The organism is Flavobacterium sp. J27 (genome assembly GCF_004303025.1).
Classification (GTDB): domain Bacteria; phylum Bacteroidota; class Bacteroidia; order Flavobacteriales; family Flavobacteriaceae; genus Flavobacterium.
This window is the reverse complement of the sequence record NZ_PJQW01000019.1, coordinates 16,017-35,816: the sequence shown is the minus strand read 5'-3', so window position 1 is coordinate 35,816 and position 19,800 is coordinate 16,017. Positions and strand designations below refer to the sequence as shown.

The 19,800-nt window shown below is 30.9% G+C and carries 15 protein-coding genes and 3 tRNA genes; 6 read left to right on the top strand and 12 right to left on the bottom strand.

All coding sequences use genetic code 11. The features are described 5' to 3' along the window. Positions 1-136 precede the first annotated feature (136 nt). The 5 genes from CX675_RS18830 to CX675_RS18810 form a co-directional block, all read right to left on the bottom strand. Positions 137-499, bottom strand: a complete 363-nt coding sequence (locus tag CX675_RS18830) for a DUF1304 domain-containing protein (RefSeq protein WP_130736803.1) — start codon at positions 497-499, stop codon at positions 137-139. A gap of 11 nt (positions 500-510) precedes the next feature. Continuing rightward, entirely contained in the window at positions 511-1,086 is a 576-nt protein-coding gene (locus tag CX675_RS18825) for a TMEM175 family protein (protein ID WP_130736802.1), read from the bottom strand. Positions 1,087-1,093: 7 nt separating this feature from the next. After that, on the bottom strand, positions 1,094-1,480 hold the full coding sequence (locus tag CX675_RS18820) for a hypothetical protein (RefSeq protein ID WP_130736801.1): 387 nt from the start codon (positions 1,478-1,480) through the stop codon (positions 1,094-1,096). A gap of 7 nt (positions 1,481-1,487) precedes the next feature. Next, on the bottom strand, positions 1,488-2,855 hold the full coding sequence (gene rimK, locus CX675_RS18815) for a 30S ribosomal protein S6--L-glutamate ligase (RefSeq protein WP_165396092.1): 1,368 nt from the start codon (positions 2,853-2,855) through the stop codon (positions 1,488-1,490). Between the two features lie 72 nt (positions 2,856-2,927). Continuing rightward, positions 2,928-5,474 (bottom strand): ATP-dependent Clp protease ATP-binding subunit, encoded by a 2,547-nt coding sequence (locus CX675_RS18810; RefSeq protein ID WP_130736799.1) that lies wholly within the window; start codon positions 5,472-5,474, stop codon positions 2,928-2,930. A gap of 254 nt (positions 5,475-5,728) precedes the next feature. Here CX675_RS18810 and gyrA point away from each other — a divergent pair, with 254 nt between their 5' ends. Further along, on the top strand, positions 5,729-8,269 hold the full coding sequence (gene gyrA / locus CX675_RS18805; protein WP_130736798.1) for a DNA gyrase subunit A: 2,541 nt from the start codon (positions 5,729-5,731) through the stop codon (positions 8,267-8,269). 70 nt (positions 8,270-8,339) lie between these two features. Next, positions 8,340-9,446, top strand: a complete 1,107-nt coding sequence (locus tag CX675_RS18800; protein ID WP_130736797.1) for a hypothetical protein — start codon at positions 8,340-8,342, stop codon at positions 9,444-9,446. A 69-nt stretch (positions 9,447-9,515) separates the two neighbouring features. Here the strand turns inward: CX675_RS18800 and CX675_RS18795 are convergent, their stop codons facing one another. After that, entirely contained in the window at positions 9,516-10,277 is a 762-nt protein-coding gene (locus CX675_RS18795) for a C40 family peptidase (protein ID WP_130736796.1), read from the bottom strand. A 78-nt stretch (positions 10,278-10,355) separates the two neighbouring features. Continuing rightward, positions 10,356-11,534 carry an acetyl-CoA C-acyltransferase gene (locus tag CX675_RS18790; RefSeq protein ID WP_165396094.1) on the bottom strand — a complete coding sequence of 393 codons (1,179 nt, stop codon included), beginning with the start codon at positions 11,532-11,534 and terminating at the stop codon, positions 10,356-10,358. A gap of 263 nt (positions 11,535-11,797) precedes the next feature. Here CX675_RS18790 and CX675_RS18785 point away from each other — a divergent pair. The 3 genes from CX675_RS18785 to CX675_RS18775 all read left to right on the top strand — a co-directional run bounded on the left by CX675_RS18785 (position 11,798) and on the right by CX675_RS18775 (position 12,054). Further along, a tRNA-Ser gene (locus CX675_RS18785) sits at positions 11,798-11,881 on the top strand. 12 nt (positions 11,882-11,893) lie between these two features. Next, positions 11,894-11,968: transfer RNA gene (locus CX675_RS18780), tRNA-Pro, on the top strand. A 12-nt stretch (positions 11,969-11,980) separates the two neighbouring features. Further along, a tRNA-Arg gene (locus CX675_RS18775) sits at positions 11,981-12,054 on the top strand. 143 nt (positions 12,055-12,197) lie between these two features. Here the strand turns inward: CX675_RS18775 and CX675_RS18770 are convergent. The 5 genes from CX675_RS18770 to CX675_RS18750 all read right to left on the bottom strand — a co-directional run bounded on the left by CX675_RS18770 (position 12,198) and on the right by CX675_RS18750 (position 19,024). Then, positions 12,198-12,410 (bottom strand): PTS sugar transporter subunit IIBC, encoded by a 213-nt coding sequence (locus CX675_RS18770; protein ID WP_130736794.1) that lies wholly within the window; start codon positions 12,408-12,410, stop codon positions 12,198-12,200. A gap of 5 nt (positions 12,411-12,415) precedes the next feature. Next, entirely contained in the window at positions 12,416-13,885 is a 1,470-nt protein-coding gene (locus tag CX675_RS18765; RefSeq protein ID WP_130736793.1) for a recombinase family protein, read from the bottom strand. Between the two features lie 574 nt (positions 13,886-14,459). Continuing rightward, positions 14,460-15,224, bottom strand: a complete 765-nt coding sequence (locus tag CX675_RS18760) for a J domain-containing protein (RefSeq protein WP_130736792.1) — start codon at positions 15,222-15,224, stop codon at positions 14,460-14,462. A 321-nt stretch (positions 15,225-15,545) separates the two neighbouring features. Beyond that, complete coding sequence (locus tag CX675_RS18755; RefSeq protein ID WP_130736791.1) at positions 15,546-16,172, bottom strand: response regulator transcription factor; 627 nt, start codon at positions 16,170-16,172, stop codon at positions 15,546-15,548. 2 nt (positions 16,173-16,174) lie between these two features. Further along, a complete protein-coding gene (locus CX675_RS18750; RefSeq protein ID WP_130736790.1) occupies positions 16,175-19,024 on the bottom strand; it encodes a two-component regulator propeller domain-containing protein in 2,850 nt (949 codons plus the stop codon). 260 nt (positions 19,025-19,284) lie between these two features. Here CX675_RS18750 and CX675_RS18745 point away from each other — a divergent pair, with 260 nt between their 5' ends. Beyond that, the gene (locus CX675_RS18745) at positions 19,285-19,668 is read left to right on the top strand and encodes a hypothetical protein (protein WP_240723695.1); all 384 of its coding nucleotides are present in this window, start codon (positions 19,285-19,287) and stop codon (positions 19,666-19,668) included. The last annotated feature ends 132 nt before the right edge of the window (positions 19,669-19,800 follow it).

The window sequence follows — 19,800 nt, the reverse complement described above, 5'->3', positions numbered from 1 at the left end:
GCGCTTTTCTTCTTTGTTTGCTAGTCTATTCATAATAAGTCGATTTTGTGTCAACTTATTTCAGGACGGGACAATATATTAAAAAAGGGCGTTTATTATTAAATGCCCTTTTTATTTTTAAAATGGTGATTATAATTTATAAAAATAACAAACTAAGTAAAGCTAAAATGGCAGGTATTCCTTGTACAAAAAATATTCTTTTAGAGACCGAATAAGCGCCATATAATCCTGCAACTAATACACAAGCGCAAAAGAAAATAGCTACATTTTTACTCCAACTCATATCGGTAATGCATAAAGACCAAAGTAGACCAGCCGCTAAAAAGCCATTATACAAACCTTGATTTGCAGCCATAGATTTTGTTTTTGGAAATAGCTCTTTGGGAACAGTTCTAAAAACTTTTGGACCTCTTGTTGTCCAGGCAAACATTTCTAGCCATAAAATATACAAGTGTAAAATAGCTATAAAAGCTACTAAAATTTGAGATAATACATTCATTTTTTTGTTTTTTAGTGTTCAATAGATTTTTCAATTCTTTTATCTGGAATAATCCAAATTATAGCTACAGTAACAAATATAATAGGAGCAAACCAATAGATAAATTGTAAAGATAACAAGGCAATTAAATAGAGCACTACTGAAATTTTACCCTTAAAATCTTTTCCAATAGCTTTTAATAAAAGGGAATCATTTCCGTCAGCAGCAATGATTCTATTGGTTAAAACCCAGTAAGAAATACCAGCCATTAATAGAGTAAACCCATATAAAGACATAGGGTCACATTCAGTAATATGTTCTCCCAACCAAGAAGTGGTAAAAGGAATTAAGGATAACCAAAACAGTAGATTCATGTTTGCCCATAAAATACCTGAAGTAATTTTTGTTACTGTGTGCATCAAATGATGGTGATTGTTCCAATAGATAGCTAAATAAATAAAACTTAAAACATAACTTAAAAACTTTGGTGCTAAAGATTTTAAATCTTCAATTTCAAATCCTTCAGGGACTTTTAATTCCAATACCATTATCGTTATTATAATAGCTAAAACACCATCACTAAAGGCTTCAAGTCTGTTTTTTTTCATTTTAAAGTTAGTTTATTACTTCTACAAAAGTTGTCATTTTGGTAGTTTCAAAATCATGATCTTTCATGTGCATTTCTAATTCTAAATAATTTCCTTTTACATTTTTGATTTGTACTACTAAATCAACTTCCGTTTTTAAAAACAATGAGGTTTCGGGAGTACTTTTCAGAATATAAGTACAATCATCAATCCATATGACTTCAAAATCCAAACCTTTATCTTCACCTAATTTTCTTTCCGTTTGAATATTCCCTTTTCGTTTGATAATATACGTAACTCCTAGTTCTTTATCTTCAAGTTTAAATGTTCCGTTTTTGTATTCTTTACATTCTTGGGAAAAACCAAAGCTTACAAACCCTAAAAAAAATGTGAATAAGAGGAATTTTTTTTTCATGATTTATCTATTTCCATTTAAAATTTTTTTCAATAGCTTTGATCATTTCACCAGCAATATCTTTATTCGTTGCGCCTTCAATGCCTTCAAGACCAGGAGAAGAATTAACTTCTAATAATAAAGGACCTTTACTAGAACGAATAATATCGACACCAGCAACCTTTAAATCCATAGCTTTGGCTGCTTTTATTGCAATTTTCTTTTCTTCAGGTGTTACTTTTACAACTGAAGCAGAACCTCCCATATGAATATTAGCTCTAAACTCTCCAGGTGCTGCTTCTCTTTGCATAGCAGCAACTACTTTACCATCAACCACAAATAAGCGTAAATCTTTTCCATTAGCTTCTTTTATAAATTCTTGTACTAAAATGTTTGCATTTAAACTTTTAAACGCATTAATTACCGATTCGGCCGCTTTTTTAGTTTCTGCTAAAACCACTCCCTTTCCTTGTGTACCTTCTAATAATTTAACAATCAGAGGAGAACCGCCTACCATTTTAATTAAATCGTCAGTATCTAAAGGCGAATTTGCAAAACCAGTTGTGGGAATATCTACACCATTATTAAGGAGTAATTGTAATGAAAAAAGTTTATCTCTAGATTGTGTGATAGCCGCAGCATTATTTAGTGCAAATACCTTTAGTGCTTCAAATTGACGTGTTAATGCACAACCATAATAGGTCATACTCGGTCTAATTCTTGGAATAACTGCGTCAAAATCATTTAAAATCTTTCCGCCTCTATAATGTATTTCAGGATTATCGGCGTCTAGTTTCATATAGCAATATTTTAAATTTAAGAAGTGCATTTCATGACCTCTTAATTCTCCTGCTTCCATGATTCTTCTATTACTATATAACTCTGGATTACTAGCTAAAAGCCCTATGCGTAGTCCTTTTTTTTCTGTAGAGTTATCAAAATAGAGTTCTTTTAACTTTTCATTAGTTGGTTGGCCTAGTAAATATTTTTTTTCAGGATCTACCAATATTCTTCCCGACATAGCTTCTCTACCTAATAACATTCTAAATCCCATAGAATCTCGATTGGTTAGAGTTAGTTGTACTTCCCATTTTTTACCACCGATTTCTAATGTTGTTTTAATAACAAACCTTCTTTCTCTGTAACCACTAGAACTTTTAACTATTCTTTGGTCTACCAATTCTGCTTCACAATTGATAATTGTTTTTGCATTATTTTGAATTGGATTTATATCAAATTTAACCCAATCGACCCCGTCTTTTTGAAAGGTTTTTAAATTAGTAGCGTGTAGAGCAGATGTTTTTGCACCCGAATCTACTCTGGCTTTTATAGTTGGAATTCCTAAAGTAGGGAAGGAACACCATTCTTCGCTACCAACAATCACTTTGTCTTGCATTATCTATTTAATTTATTTCTAAAGTAGTATTTTTTTTTTAATTATAATTTTTTGATGCTAAAAAAAAACCTACTATTTAGTAGGTTTTTCTGGTTTGTTGATTTTTATGGTGAGTTCGTTATTCGTCTCATCTAAGTCCATAAAAATTTGATCTCCCTCATGTATTTTTGAGGTTATAATTTCTTCGGCTAGAGCATCCTCAACATATTTTTGAATTGCTCTTTTTAAAGGTCTAGCTCCAAATTGCTTGTCAAAACCTTTATCAGCAATATAATCTTTTGCTTTTTCAGAAAGTTTTAAATCATATCCTAAATCTTTAATTCGTAAGTATAATTTATCCATTTCAATATCAATAATTAAATCGATATCTGCTTTTTCTAAAGCATTGAACACAATAACATCATCAATACGATTTAAAAATTCTGGAGCAAATGCTTTTTTCAATGCATTTTCAATAATTCCTTTTGAGTGTTCGTCTGCTTGAGATGTTTTTGCAGAAGTACCAAAGCCTACACCTTGACCAAAATCTTTCAATTGACGCGCACCTACATTTGAAGTCATGATAATGATAGTATTTCTAAAATCTATTTTTCTACCAAGGCTATCTGTTAAATGGCCATCATCTAATACTTGAAGCATCATATTAAACACATCAGGATGTGCTTTTTCAATTTCATCTAAAAGTACTACACAATATGGTTTTCTACGTACTTTTTCAGTTAATTGTCCTCCTTCTTCATACCCAACATATCCCGGAGGAGCACCTACTAATCTAGAGATGGCAAATTTTTCCATATATTCACTCATGTCTATACGGATTAAAGCATCTTCGGAATCAAAAAGTTCTTTTGCTAAAACTTTAGCTAATTGTGTTTTACCTACACCAGTTTGTCCTAAAAAGATAAATGAACCAATCGGTTTATTAGGGTCTTTTAACCCAGCTCTGTTTCTTTGAATCGCTTTGGCAATTTTCTCAACGGCCTCATTTTGGCCAATTACTTTTCCTTTTATTAATTCTGGAAGTTTAGCTAATTTATTGCTCTCGGTTTGTGCTATTCTATTTACAGGGATTCCTGTCATCATAGAAATAACATCTGCCACATTGTCTTCCGTAACCGTCACGCGATTATTTTTTGCGTCTTCTTCCCATTGTTCTTGAGCGATGGCTAATTCTTTCTCAATTCTTTTCTCATCATCTCTTAATTTAGCCGCTTCTTCATACTTTTGTTTTTTAACAACTGTATTTTTTAGTTCTCTAACATCTTCTAATTGTTTTTCTAATTCAAGAATTTGTTTTGGAACATCAATATTTACAATATGAACTCGTGATCCAGCTTCATCCAAAGCATCAATAGCTTTGTCTGGTAAAAAGCGATCAGTCATGTATCGATTGGTTAACTTAACACAAGCTTCCACAGCTTCATTGGTGTAAGTTACATTGTGATGATCTTCATATTTGCCTTTAATGTTGTTTAAGATAGTAATTGTTTCTTCAACAGAAGTTGGTTCCACAATTACCTTTTGAAAACGTCTTTCTAAGGCACCATCTTTTTCAATGTATTGACGATATTCGTCCAAAGTAGTTGCACCTACACATTGAATTTCTCCTCTTGCTAAAGCTGGTTTGAACATGTTTGAAGCATCTAAAGAACCTGTTGCGCCACCAGCACCTACAATGGTATGAATTTCATCTATAAAAAGAATAATATCATCATTCTTTTCTAATTCATTCATTACCGCTTTCATTCTTTCTTCAAACTGACCTCGGTATTTTGTTCCAGCAACTAAACTGGCTAAGTCAAGTGTTACGACTCTTTTATTAAATAAAATACGGGATACTTTTTTCTTAACAATTCGTAGGGCTAAACCTTCTGCAATAGCAGATTTTCCTACACCAGGTTCACCAATTAAAAGTGGATTGTTTTTCTTTCTTCTACTTAAAATTTGCGAAACTCTTTCAATTTCTTTTTCTCTTCCTACAACTGGGTCAAGTTTCCCTTCTTCGGCCATTTCAGTTAAATCACGACCAAAGTTATCTAGAACAGGAGTTTTAGATTTCTTGTTTGTTTTGTTTCCAGAAGAAGGGCTATTAAAGCCACTATCTCTTGCACTTTCCTCTTGACCAGATTCATCATTGAATTCTGCTTTAGGTAAGTCTTCAGAATAATCATTTTCGTTTGTTATCATAGCTGTATATTGATCTTTAATCAATTCATAATCTAGTTTTAATTTGTTTAAAAGTTTTGTTGTAGGGTCATTTTCATTACGTAAAATGCACAACAATAAATGTGCTGTACTAATTGTTGCACTATTGTATAACTTGGCTTCTAGAAAAGTAGTTTTTAAAGCTCTTTCTGCTTGGCGAGTAAGATGTAGGTTCTTTTTGTCATTGTTTTGGGCAGATACAGAACTAGCAGGACTTAATACTTCAACTTTTTTTCTCAGATAATCAAAATCTACTGCAAGATTATTTAAGATAGCCATTGCTTTTCCTTGTCCTTCTCTAAGTAAACCAAGTATAAGATGTTCCGTACCAATAAAATCATGCCCTAATCGTAAGGCTTCTTCTTTACTGAAAGAAATAACATCTTTAACCCTTGGTGAAAAATTATCGTCCATATAATAGAAAATTGTAAATGTAAATATACTAAGATATCAACTAATAAGCAAAAAATATGCCTTTTATAGAATCTATAGCTAATTGACAAAAAAAAAACGATAAAAAAAAATTCTTGTCAGTTCATTTGACATGTTTTTTTAAGAATAGATTGTTAATAAATCATTTAAATTAATCTTTTAAAAGACAAATAAAAATGCTAAAAAGCCGTATATTGGCGCGTTAAAGAAAAAATATAATTTTAATATAAATACTTATGTCTGAAGGAGAAAAATTAATTCCTATTAACATTGAAGATGAAATGAAATCAGCTTACATTGATTATTCGATGTCAGTTATTGTATCAAGAGCACTTCCAGATGTTAGAGATGGTTTAAAACCTGTACATCGAAGAGTATTGTTTGGTATGCATGAATTAGGAATTAGGTCAAATAGTGCTTATAAAAAATCTGCAAGGATTGTAGGAGAAGTATTAGGTAAGTACCACCCTCATGGAGATACATCTGTATATGACGCCATGGTACGTATGGCTCAGGAATGGAGTTTAAGATATTTAATGGTTGATGGCCAGGGTAACTTTGGTTCGGTAGATGGTGACAGTCCTGCAGCAATGCGTTATACTGAAGCAAGGATGCGCAAGATATCAGAAGACATGTTGGCAGATATTGAAAAAGAAACGGTAGATTTTCAATTGAACTTTGACGATTCTTTGGAAGAACCAAAAGTGTTACCTACAAAAGTACCTACCTTATTAATAAATGGAGCTTCAGGAATTGCTGTTGGTATGGCAACCAATATGCCTCCACATAATATAACTGAAGTAATCGATGGAACTTTAGCTTACATTGATAATAATGCTATAGAGGTAGACGAATTAATGCAATATGTAAAAGCTCCTGATTTCCCAACAGGAGGTGTAATATATGGTTATGAAGGAGTTAGAGAAGCTTTTAAAACTGGTAGAGGTCGAATTGTTATGCGTGCCAAAGCTAATTTTGAAGAATCAAATAATAGAGAAGCTATAATTGTAACAGAGATTCCTTACCAAGTGAATAAAGCTGACATGATTAAAAAGACAGCGGACTTGGTAAACGAAAAGAAAATTGAAGGAATTTCGGCTATTCGAGATGAATCGGATAGAAATGGAATGCGTATTGTTTATGAATTAAAAAGAGATGCAGTTCCGAATGTCGTATTAAATACCTTATTTAAATACACACAACTTCAATCTTCATTTAGTGTAAATAATATTGCTTTAGTAAACGGAAGGCCAGAATTATTAAATTTAAAAGATTTAATTCATTATTTCGTTGAACATAGACATGAAGTAGTTATTAGAAGAGCGCAATATGAATTAAGAAAAGCAGAAGAAAGAGCACATATTTTAGAAGGATTAATTATTGCTTCTGATAATATTGATGAAGTAATCGCATTAATCCGTTCGTCTAAAGACGGTGAAGAAGCTAGAACGAAATTAATTGATCGTTTCAAATTAACTGAAATTCAAGCGCGCGCTATTGTTGAAATGCGTTTGCGTCAGTTAACAGGACTAGAGCAAGATAAATTAAGAGCGGAATATGAAGAAATCATGAAATTAATTAATGGTTTAAAAGAATTATTAGCAAGTAAAGACTTGAGAATGGAGCTTATTAAAACCGAATTAACCGAAATGAAGGAGAAATATGGTGATGAAAGACGTTCTGTTATTGAGTATTCTGGTGGTGATGTTAGTATTGAAGATTTAATCGCTGATGAACAAGTTGTGGTTACTATTTCTCATGCAGGGTATATCAAACGTACTTCTTTAACGGAATACAAAACACAAAATAGAGGTGGAGTAGGCCAAAAAAGCGCCGCTACAAGAGATCAAGACTTCTTAGAGCATTTATTTGTAGCTACAAACCATCAATATTTAATGTATTTTACTCAAAAAGGAAAATGTTTCTGGATGCGTGTATTTGAAATCCCTGAAGGAACAAAAGCGAGTAAAGGAAGAGCTATTCAAAATTTAATTAATATTGAACCAGATGATAAGGTAAAAGCTTTCATTTGTACTCAAGATTTAAAAGATGAAGAGTATATAAATAGTCATTATGTTATTATGGCTACCAAAAAAGGTCAGGTAAAGAAAACACCTTTAGAACAATATTCTAGACCACGTCAAAATGGAATTAATGCCATTACGATTAAAGAGGACGATGAATTACTAGAAGCTAAATTAACTACAGGAAATAGTCAGGTTTTAGTGGCTGTGAAATCAGGTAAATTAGTTCGTTTTGAAGAAAGTAAAACACGTCCTATGGGTAGAACAGCTTCTGGAGTAAGAGGAATAACTTTAGCAGACGAGAAAGATGAGGTAATTGGTATGGTATCCATTGATCAAGCTCATATTAATGATTCACAGATTTTAGTTGTTACCGAAAATGGTTATGGAAAACGTACTAAATTAGTTGATGAAGATGGAGAGGATGTATACAGAATTACAAATCGTGGTGGAAAAGGAGTTAAAACATTAAATATTACAGAAAAAACAGGAGCGCTTATAGCTATTAATGCTGTAACAGATGAAGATGATTTAATGATTATTAATAAATCAGGTTTAACCATTAGAATGGAAATATCTGATTTACGTGTTATGGGTAGAGCTACACAAGGTGTCAGATTAATTAACTTGAAAGGTAATGATTCTATTGCAGCTGTAACCAAAGTTTTAAGAGAAGAAGAAACAGGCTTGGAAGGTGAAGAATCTGAAAATTCTGGTACAGATTTTGAGTCAAACAACGAAGGAAACGAATAAAAAAAATAAAGCCCAAAATTAATTTTGGGCTTTGTATTGAATAATTAAACTATAAAAAAAAGATTACAAAATGAAAAGATTATTTTTGGGTGTTGTTGCCCTAATTTCAATGACAGTTTTTGGACAAAAAGACGAATTGAAAGTATTGAAAAAGATTTACAACAAAACTGAAATTTCTAGTGAAGATTTAAAAGCTTATAAAGAAGCGTCTGATAAATTAAATACAGTAGCTACTTCTGAGTCAGACAAAGTGTATGCTAAGTTATTCAAGACAATCTATCCTGCGCTTGAGTATGAAGCTAAAGGAGCAAGTGCTACCTTACAAGATAAATCAAAATTATTACACCCTGATTTTTTAGCAGAATATGGATTGGTTTTAGATAAGACGATAGCCTTTGAAGAAAAAACAGGAAAAAAAATATTTTCTGATGAATTGTTAAAAGAAAAAAATGAATTTAGAGACTTTTTATATGGTTCTGCTTCAAAACTTTTTCAAGAGGCAAGTTATAGAGAAGCTTCTTTAATGTTTCATCATTTATATGTTTTTGATCCTAAGAATGAGGGAGTTGCTCTTAATAATTCTGCTGAATTAGCTGTACAAGCTCAAGATTATCTTTTAGCTGAAAAATTTTATGAGGATTTAAAAGATAGTGATTATTTGAAAAAAGGAGTTAAATACTATGCTGTTCCAAAAACTACTGGTGAAGAAATTTTATACCCTAGTAAAGAAGATAGAGATAAACAAATACAGTTAGGTTTCGCATCTAATCCTAGAGAAGAAAAAATGTCTGAAAAAAAACCAGAAGTTTATAAGATGTTAGCTTTGTTAGCTTTACAAAATAAAAACTACGAAAAGACAAAAAAGGCACTACAAGAAGCAAAAGCTTTAAATGCAAGTGACCCTGAATTAATTAATGCAGAATTTCAGATGAATTTTACTTTAGGGTATGACTATTTAAAAGACGATAGTAAATTGGTTGACGAAATCAATAAAAATGTTGCTGATAAGGCTAAATATGATGAATTAATGGAGAAAAGAAAGAAAACTTTCAAAGCAGCATTACCATTTTTAGAAAAAGCATATCAATTAAAATCAGACGATAATAATACTAGAATTTTATTGCGTTCTGCATATGAGATTTTAGATATGAAAGATAAAGCCGCTACTATTAATTAATTTTAGTTGTTACTCTTAAGAAAAATAATAAAAAAAAGACCTCTAAAATTGAGGTCTTTTTTTATATAACTATATTATTTTCTTTATAACGCGTAGTTTATGAGTGTGTCTATTAGTTTCTGCATTATAAATTCCTAAATGATCCAATCGGTCGATTCTAACTTTTCCAGATGCATGTATAATGTAATTGTCTTCCATTATAATACCAACATGAATAATGTTGCCTTCTTCATTGTCAAAAAAGGCTAAGTCGCCTGGTTCACTTTCTTCAATAAAACTCAATGCTTCTCCTTGAGTAGCCTGTTGTGAAGCATCTCTTAAAATTTTATAACCATTTATTTTGTATACCATTTGAGTAAATCCAGAACAATCGATTCCAAATGGAGTTTTTCCGCCCCACAAATAAGGCGTATTTAGATACATATAAGCTGTTTTAATTAGATTTGATTTTGCTTTTATACCACAAACTTTTATTCCTTCAAAAATATAATTGGAAATATTAATTTGTTCATTATCTAAAAAAGACAAACTGCTTCCAAGAGGAATAGGGAGTAATTGATTACTAGGAGTTGAAATATATTCGATCAAATCACCGTTTAAAACTATCGGAGATTCTTCTAAAACAAGATATTGTTCTTCTTTAATGCTTTGATATTGTTTGTTATCTATCCAACCAATATAATTGTCAAATGCTGTTTCTATTTGAGTCCACTTTTCATGTTTTTCTAAAATCTTAAAATGTTCTCCAAAAAGTAATTGAGAAACTTGTTCGCTTCTGTCGGAAGGCTCTAATCTAAGAGGTATAATGGCAAGATTGCAAATTCCAAACATTGTTTGTTACTAGATAAAGGTAAATTATGAGTTAGGACAAAACTACAATTCCTAACCCATAATTCATAATTTTATTTATTATGCTCTTTCAATTACTATAGCTGAAGCGCCACCACCTCCATTACAAATTGCTGCTGCACCTAATTTTGCATTGTTTTGCTCTAGAACATTAATAAGTGTTACAATAATTCTAGCTCCAGAACACCCTAAAGGATGGCCTAAAGATACAGCACCACCATTTACATTGATTTTATCTTCTTTTAAACCTAAAATTTTTGCATTAGCTAATCCGACTACAGAGAAAGCTTCATTGAATTCAAAATAATCAATAGCGTCAATAGATACACCTGCTTTGTTTAAAGCAATAGGAAGTGCTTTTGCAGGAGCGGTTGTAAACCATTTTGGCTCTTGTGCTGCATCAGCATAAGATTTAATGTAGGCAAGTGGTTTTAATCCTAGTGCATTTGCTTTTTCTTCGCTCATTAAAACTAAAGCAGCTGCACCATCATTAATCGTAGAAGCATTAGCGGCAGTAACAGTTCCTTCTTTTGTGAACACAGCTGCTAAAGCAGGAATTTTTTCTAATTTTACATTAGTATATTCTTCATCTTTTGAAACGATTATAGCATCACCACGTCTTTGGGGAACTTCGACAGATATAATTTCGGAATCAAATTTTCCTGCATCCCAAGCTGCAGCTGATCTTTGATAAGATTGAATAGCAAAATTATCTTGTGCTTCTCTTGAAATATTGTGTTCTGTAGCGCATAAATCTGCACAAACTCCCATCGCATTATTGTCATACGCATCAGTAAGCCCATCTTTTTGCATTCCATCAACTAAACTAGTAGGACCAAACTTTACACCATTTCTCATGTGAACATAATGGGGAATCAAACTCATGTTTTCCATTCCTCCTGCAACAACTACTTCAGCATCACCACACATAATAGCTTGTGCGCCTTGCATTACGGCTTTCATTCCGCTAGCACATACTTTGTTCACAGTTGTACAAGGAACAGTGTCAGGAATACCAGCATAAATAGCTGCTTGTCTTGCTGGAGCTTGACCGTTTCCAGCTTGAACCACATTACCCATTAATACTTCATCTACTTCTTTTGGGTCTAAATTGATTTTATTTAAGGCTCCTTTTATAGCAATTGCTCCTAATTTTGTAGCAGGTACTGAAGATAAAGCGCCCATAAAGCTACCAATAGGTGTTCTTACTGCAGCAACTATAACAACTTTTTTCATGATATGGTTTTTTAATTGAATTGCGAATTTACTATTTTTATTGATAAAAATTGCAATTTTTATAATATATAAGATTAAAAAAAGAAGGGTGTTAGGGAAAATTTATTTTAATCTTAAAAAATGTTTATTTGTATCTTATTGAATGATAAGCTTTTCAGAAAAAAAACACAAAAAAAACGAAAAAAAACTTAAAGAAATGTTGTAAATTACAATACTAAGATATACATTTGCAACCGCAAAAAAGATGAGTTCTTTATCAGATTATTGGAGAGGTGCCGGAGTGGTAACGGAGCAGATTGCTAATCTGTCATCGGGTAACCGATGCCAGGGTTCGAGTCCCTGTCTCTCCGCTTTTTTGTTTTCGGGGTGTAGCGTAGCCCGGTTATCGCGCCTGCTTTGGGAGCAGGAGGTCGCAGGTTCGAATCCTGCCACCCCGACTGAAAAATATTGGTCTCGTAGCTCAGCTGGATAGAGCAACTGCCTTCTAAGCAGTAGGTCTCAGGTTCGAATCCTGACGGGATCACTTAAGGAGATACTACTTAGTAGTTATCTCCTTTTTTTATGCCAATAAAGTCTTGTAAACCAAACAGTTTTGTTTGGTCATTTGTAGTTCGATTTTTTTACCAACCTAAATCTTTAGGTAACATATAAAACCACCTAAATCCCTTACTTTGGTACTCTTTTCGGTGGTTTTTCCGAAGTTCGATTTCTCTCTAAGGTTTCGAATTCTTTTCCGTCTTTAGGTTTATTGTAATTTTTTGACATGAAATAAAGGAAGTCTAATATAACAGCCGCTTCATTATCATTTATCACAATACCATTTTTTGCTAATGCAGTAATTGCATGCTTAATTGAAACTTTTTTATCGATGAAACCCATATCTATTATTTTTTTGATTGTCCTTTCTTTAGCAATATTTTAGATAGAGGACTATCCAAATCCAAAATAATATCTCCTGTTTTGAAATCAACTCTATGCGGTGGAATCAGATTGACAAGATACCTCTTATCGGTCGGATCCAAACTTGAAAATCCTTGAAAGATGTCTACAAACGACCTGACACCTGTCTGGTATTTCTCTTCAATATCCTTTAACTTAATGTTGATATTACGTAACTCCCTTTTCAAATGTTTGAAATTGACATGGCATTCTCTTTTTAATTCTCCATAATCATCTGGTTTTAGTATATCTGATACAAATAACCTCCGAGCCTTGGAAAGAATTAATTCCTGCTCATTTAGCTTTCTAATCGTCTGACTTCGATTTTGAAAATACTCTGTTTTGTGTGTGTTTGTATTACAATCTTCTAAAATACATTTGAATAGTTCAATCGCTCCATTTGAAATTACCAATTGCTGAAGTTTACGTTGGTAACAATCATTAAGAAAAGGTGCGTTGATTCTTGTTTTACATCTTCCCACACAATGATAGTATGGGTATCTTTTTGTTGATCCCTTAGAAAAACTTCCACTAAGTTTTCGGGCACAAACAGGGCACACCAAAAAGCCTCTAAGAAAAAATGTATCTTTCAGTAGGTCTTTTTTGGCAGTAATCTTTCTTTTGGTTGTAATGATGTCCTGAACCTTATAAAACAATGATTCTGAAATCAATGGCTCATGGATTCCCTTTACCATTTCTTGTTCTTTAGAGTTGAATTTTATGGGTATAAGACCACAATAAATAGGATTGTGTATAATTCTGAAAAAATGTGACCGAGAACAGCTAAGTCCCTTTTCATTGGCTATCTTTCGAATTTCCCCAATCGTATAGGTATTTTTAGCCAACAAATAGAAAACTCTTCTTATAATACCCGCTTCGGGTTGCTTAAGCGCTATGATTTTTTTACCGTCCACTGTTGTCATATTAATAAAACCCAAAGGAGCTTTGTTAGGATATCTGCCCATTAGTTTTGCCCTACGGATGCCGTTTACCGTATTCAGGGCTCTTCTATTGTTTTCCGCTTCTGGTATTGATAGATAAACGGCAAGCATTACCGTGCTTTCTGGTACAGAAAAATCTATAGGTTGATCAATAGCCATTGCTGTTGTCCTGTATTTTCTAAGTATACCTATCATCTCATAAGCGTATTCAATATTTCTGCTAAATCGATCCCATTTAATGAATAATATACTCTTATCATTCTTTGATGAATTACTTTTGATAACTCCCATTAACTTTTTCCATTCAGGGCGGTTGAAATTCTTGGCAGAGAAGTCTTCCCTATAAATGTCCTTGACTTCTATATTGTTATCCCTACAATATTTTAATAACCGATCTTCTTGTTCTGGTAAAGAGTATCCCTTTCTCTTTTGCTCATCCGTGCTTACTCGGACGTATAGATAAGTTGTTTTCATAATGATTTATTTATTCTATTTTCATAATGAACATTTCATAGACTTTCAAACATTTGAAAATCAGTAGGCAGGATAATAATTTGATTCCATTTGAAATTATTTCAGGGATTGATTATTTAAGCCTATTCATCTATACTGACACAAATGTAGAAAATGACTTTCGAGGTGAGTTCCTTATAATAACGTGAAAATTTATATGAGAATTGTTGAATATTCTGTAAAAAGTAGAAAGAAGCTATAAGAAAATAGAAACTCCTACAAAAACTGGGCTAGATATAATACAAGGCAATTAGAAAGCCACTAAAAGGGTGTTGAAAAGCATCATTATTGGGTGTGCAGGGCGATTTTTTCACTATGCTTTACCTGAAGATTAAGCAAAGTTCTTTTATAGGTAGTAGATTTTTTGGAAGAAATAGAGATGCTTGGGTGTCTTTTTTAATGTAATAAATTTATAAAGTATAGTATTTAATTCCAGAATCACATACGCTACTTTTGGTATAAGAATATACTAAATATAGTCCTGAAAACAAATAATTTTGTATTGACCAATAAGTTAAAATTTACTTTAATCAATTTATGAAAAACTAAATTTAGTTTTAGTTGCTTTTCTATGGTTTACGATTAATTCGTAAGCCTCATTTATATGTGCAGAAATTATTGTTCTTTTATCTTTATCAGTTTTACTGGCATCTGGATGAAATTCTTTTTGCATATTTCTCCAAGCCTTTTTTACTTCATCATCACTTGCAAATTTTGATACCTTCAAAAATGCATAAGCTTTATCTATTTCAGTAAGAAAAACTGCTTTTTGTTTTTTTAAAATATTAACTTCATCTTTTGACTCTAATATTTCTTTAAAAAATTTAGAAATATTCATTCCAGTACTAGCGTCCAAAGTAGCTGAAAATGTTAATAATGCTGTTGCAAAACTTTTATCTGAAAGGCCTGCGATTACTGCAAGAGCAATACCCGTCCAAATTGTAGCCTTTTGAACCTGAGGATCTAATTTTGAAATATCAAATGTTCCAGGATGATAGGCGACCAACCTCGAATCTTTAAATAAATAATAACCTGGCAACATCTTGTCAGAACTTTCCAAGCCAATATTTATCATTTTTTCACCAATTAAAGACCGTACAAATTCATCAGTATAATCTAAGCTTTCAATATTAATAAATCCAATTTTTATTGTGTTTTTATAAAATTGATTTAGTTGACTGTTTAAAGTTGAATTAAAATCAAGGACTTCTTCAAGTCCTGCTTTAATTACAGAAATTTTGTTATTATCAATAAACTTAAATAAATCTACTGAAGCTATTTGTATTGGTTCGGTTTTCATAATTACTTGGTTTTCTAAAAATGCACTAAAATCATTCCAAAAGTTGTAGACAAATAGCAACTGACATATTAGCAGTAGTTTATGATAAAAAATAGTTCATTTATCGATCTAAATGAATAACTTTACAAAGTTGATTATATTTGAAAATTAATTTAATGATAAATGCCAGGATATATTATTGACCGCAAAAAGGGGGCTTATTTCGGATGATAAACACAAAGAAATTTATTGGAATGAACTGTCGAAATACATAATTTTACAATCACAACCTTAAACTTAACATATTAACCAAAAATAAATTTTACTTTCACACAATATGGTTTATTTATGGTTAATTGATTTATTTTTAATCAAATCAATTAACTCATCTTTATTAGATACATGCAGTTTTTCGTAAATATTACGAACATGGAATTTTATTGTGTTGATACTTACATTTAAGGTTTCGGCTATAGATGCATAGGTTTTTCCATCTGATAGTAAGTCCAACACTTGATTTTCTTTATCGGTTAAATTGTCAATCTGTTTTTTTTGAAAAGACTCTACAACCATTCTAGCTATATTAATACTCATAGGAGCTCCACCTGCTTCTACTTGGTACAAAGCTTCAATTAATTTTCCTCCTCCACTACTTTTAGTGACATATCCTACTGCTCCTGCACATAAAGCATCAAATACATATCTAGAGTTTTCATGAACAGTTACCACTATGATTGAAATAGACGGAAGTAAGTTTTTAATTCTTTTTATTCCTTCAATTCCATTCATTCCTGGAAGTGATATATCAATCAATACAAAATCTGGTCTTATTTCTTGAATCTTAACCAACGCATCTTCACAGGTATTAAATTCTCCTACAACTATAAAATCTTCAGTATTATTAATTATTTTAATAAATGAATCTAATACTACTTGATAATCTTCTATAAGTACAACTTTTTTTTTCATTTTTACCTATTTATTAGTCCAGTAAATATAATTTTGGTTTCTTCTCCTGTAATTATTTGCAATTCTCCTTCAATTTTCTGTGTTCTCTTCTGCATATTATTCAAACCATTTTTTCTTTTTAATTCTGATTCTATAAATCCTTTCCCATTGTCTTTTAATTCAATTTTTAACACATTCTTTTTTAAATTAATTGACAAAATAACCTCAGTCGCATTGGAATGCTTATAGCTATTTGTCATTGCTTCTTTAAAAAGTAATAATAATTGGCGACTCCAATAGTTAGGTAATTTTCTTATCTCTTGATTAATCTCCTTCTCCACTTTAAAAGTAATTTTAGAATTTTGAAATAATTCTTCACCGAAATCTGACAAATAAATAATCAACTCTTCTAGATAATCGCTTTTACTATCAATGCTCCATACAAAATCTCTTATACCAAAATACAAACTTTTTGAGTCTTTTTGGATTTGCTTTATTGCTTCAAAAGAATCAGACTGCTTAATAAACTCGTCTTTTAGCATTAATTCTGAAACAATGGTTATACCTGCTAATTTATTGCCCAATTCATCGTGAAAATCACTAGCTACATTTTCTCGTACTTCACTAAGTTCCTTTTCTAATTTTTTTTGACTGGCTATTGAATTTTTTAACAAATTATTCTTTTTATGAATGTTTAAAATTCTGTACAATAAGAAGAGTAAGATACTAACTGAGATTATCAATACACCCCACCAAGTTTTATACCAAGGAGCCGCATTTGAAAAACTATAAATTGTAGAATAACTCCAATCACTTGATGATCTTCTTACTCTAAATTGAACTTTATGTAAACCATATTGATAATTCGAAAAATTATACTCTCTTTCCTGTGTTGATATCCAATCATCATCTCCAATTCTGTACTGTATTAGTAATGCTTCGCCTGAAAAGTCTATTACATTTAATTTAAATTGATCATTTCTTTTGTTTATTTGAATTGAAGGTTTGTTGTCTGGTTTAAAAGGCAAAGTATTTTTTATTCTTTTCGCTCCATTGCTTCCTACTAACCAAATAAAGTTATTGTCGTCTTCTATTATTTTGTTAACGTAAGAGAATGAACTCCCGTTTTCTTTAGTAAAATTATAAAAATTACCATTCGTAAATACCGAATATCCTTTCTGGTGTGACAACCAAACAATGTTATGATGATCTACAAAAACACGATTCAAATTATCTGAAGGCAATCCATCTTTTTTAGTGTAAACTTTTACGGAATCTTTATCTATCACATTTAACCCATCAATAGTGGCTACATATACTTTGTTTTGTGATGTGGTAAAAGATTTAATATTGGTATTAGACAATCCTTGTAAAGAAGACACTCTTCTCTTTTCTTTAAAATGTTTAGTATCATAAATATAAAAACCAAAATTAGTGGCTACCCATAATTCATTATTAATTAACTGTACGTCATTTATTTGAATTTGTTCTTTAAAATTAATTTTTAGTGGAGCTTTATTTTTAAAAACGGTTAGTTTATTTCCCCAAAAAGATACTGATATGTCAGTGCCATTAATTCTTTTTTTATAGAAAGAATTTAATAATGATACATTGCTCAATTCTTTATTAGTGCTATCATGATGCTTGCTCAAAGAAGTAACTGTAATTATTAATGAATCTTTGTTTGAAAAGTTAGTGTTAAAACCTTCTAAAAAACACGTAAAAGGATAGGTCTTAGTATGCTCATTATTATTAAGAGTATAAATTGAAGTTAAAGATAAAAAATATAAACTATTATTTAATTGTGTTACATCGTGTAAGGGGATATTACCAAAAAAAGATTTATTATCGTGTTCATAGGTATTAGGAATAAAATAAACACCTTGACCATTTAATGAGATCCAAATATTCTCATCTTTATCTTTTATAATATCACTTACAAGAGTATTTATTCTTTGTTCAGATGAAAAATTAATTTCTTTTTTACTTATGTTATCATATAATATTATTTGATCACTTGTATGAAAATCATCTTCCAAAATATAGACACTAAATCGCTTAGTCTTTACAAATCTTTTAAACTTAAAGTTGCTTTTTGCTTCTTTAAACTTTACAGCTTTAACTTTAAGAATTTTTTTATCATTAAAAATAATTTCTTCTTTATCTGTTAACCCTATATAAATTCCATCTTTATAGATTAAATCATTAATTTCTTTATTACTTAAAAAGGAAAATTCTTCTTTGTATGATTTTTTTTTAAAATCTAATGAAATAATCCCTTTTATTTTTTGAAGACCAAAATTATTACCTCCTATAAAAAATAAATTATCGTTAATATTAATTGGGCTTAAAGTTCTTGAATTGTCTACTCCGGTTTTTTCTTTTATATTAAAAAGCGCAACATTTTTTTTATTTTTAAAATTTGTTTTCTCTTCAATATAATTATTGCCATTTTTATATAAAACATGGAATCTATTGTTTTCTGAACTGGCAATAATTGTATTTCCGTGTATATTAATCTTACAAATTTTTGAAAAATGATTAGTTGATCCTTTAAAGTCTAAAACAGAGTCATTTTGAATAAGCTGTACACCACCACCCCACATTCCTATTACTATTTTATTATCTTTTGTTTCATTAATATCAATGACATAGTTAGAACGTAATCCTTCTTTTATGGTAAATGTTTTAAACTCATTACCATCATATTTTACCAATCCATTATCAGTACCAATCCAAACATACCCTAAAGAATCTTGAAATAAGCCATAGGTAATATCATGAGGTAACCCATTAGAAGAGGAAAAGTGAATAGGTTTATTTTGAGCAATTCCATAACAAAAGAAAAAGAATACGATAACTCTAAGCCACATATTTTTGAATTTGAAACTTCGGTAAAGTAAAAAAATTTAAATGCAAAAAACTACTAAAACAGTATTAAAAGCATGATTTTTAACATTAAAAATCTAAAAACTACCCATTCTGGGTGGGGTAAAAATTATACTACACGTTTACCTTTGCCTTTAGAATTATATAAGAACATTTTGTTAAAGATTCATATTATGAAAACTTCTTTAAAAGTTGTTCTGCTACTTTTATAAATGAATAGTTGTAAAACATTTAAACAAAAATTATGGGAATAGAAAAAACCGAACAATTACTGAATAAGTTTGACTATAAATTTGAAAAGAAAAATAACAAAATAATAGTCAAATCAGACTATGCTCAAAGAATAATAATTGACTTTTCTGACCCAGAAAAAGTGAAAATAACGGACAGATTGGTTGGGTGGAATTTCTTAACTGGACTTATCGAAATGAGTATTAAAAATGCGACTCTTTACAATTTTATTGGTGCAATAATTATGACTTTTCTATTCGTATACATGGATTTAGAATATAGCGGACTGAATTTAGTGTTTTTCTTTTTAGCATTCATAATTTGGGTACTTTCTTTGGACAATATTCTACCTAGTCAAAGCGGAAAACCTGAAACGGATTTTAATAAGTTGGGATGAATAAGAATACGCAGAATAAAAACGTTTTACAACAATGGCTACAAGTAATTGCTTGTACTTGCAAAGTTAAGTTATAAACCGCTCAACTACTCATAGCCGAGACCGCTATAGAGTCATTTTTGACACTTTATT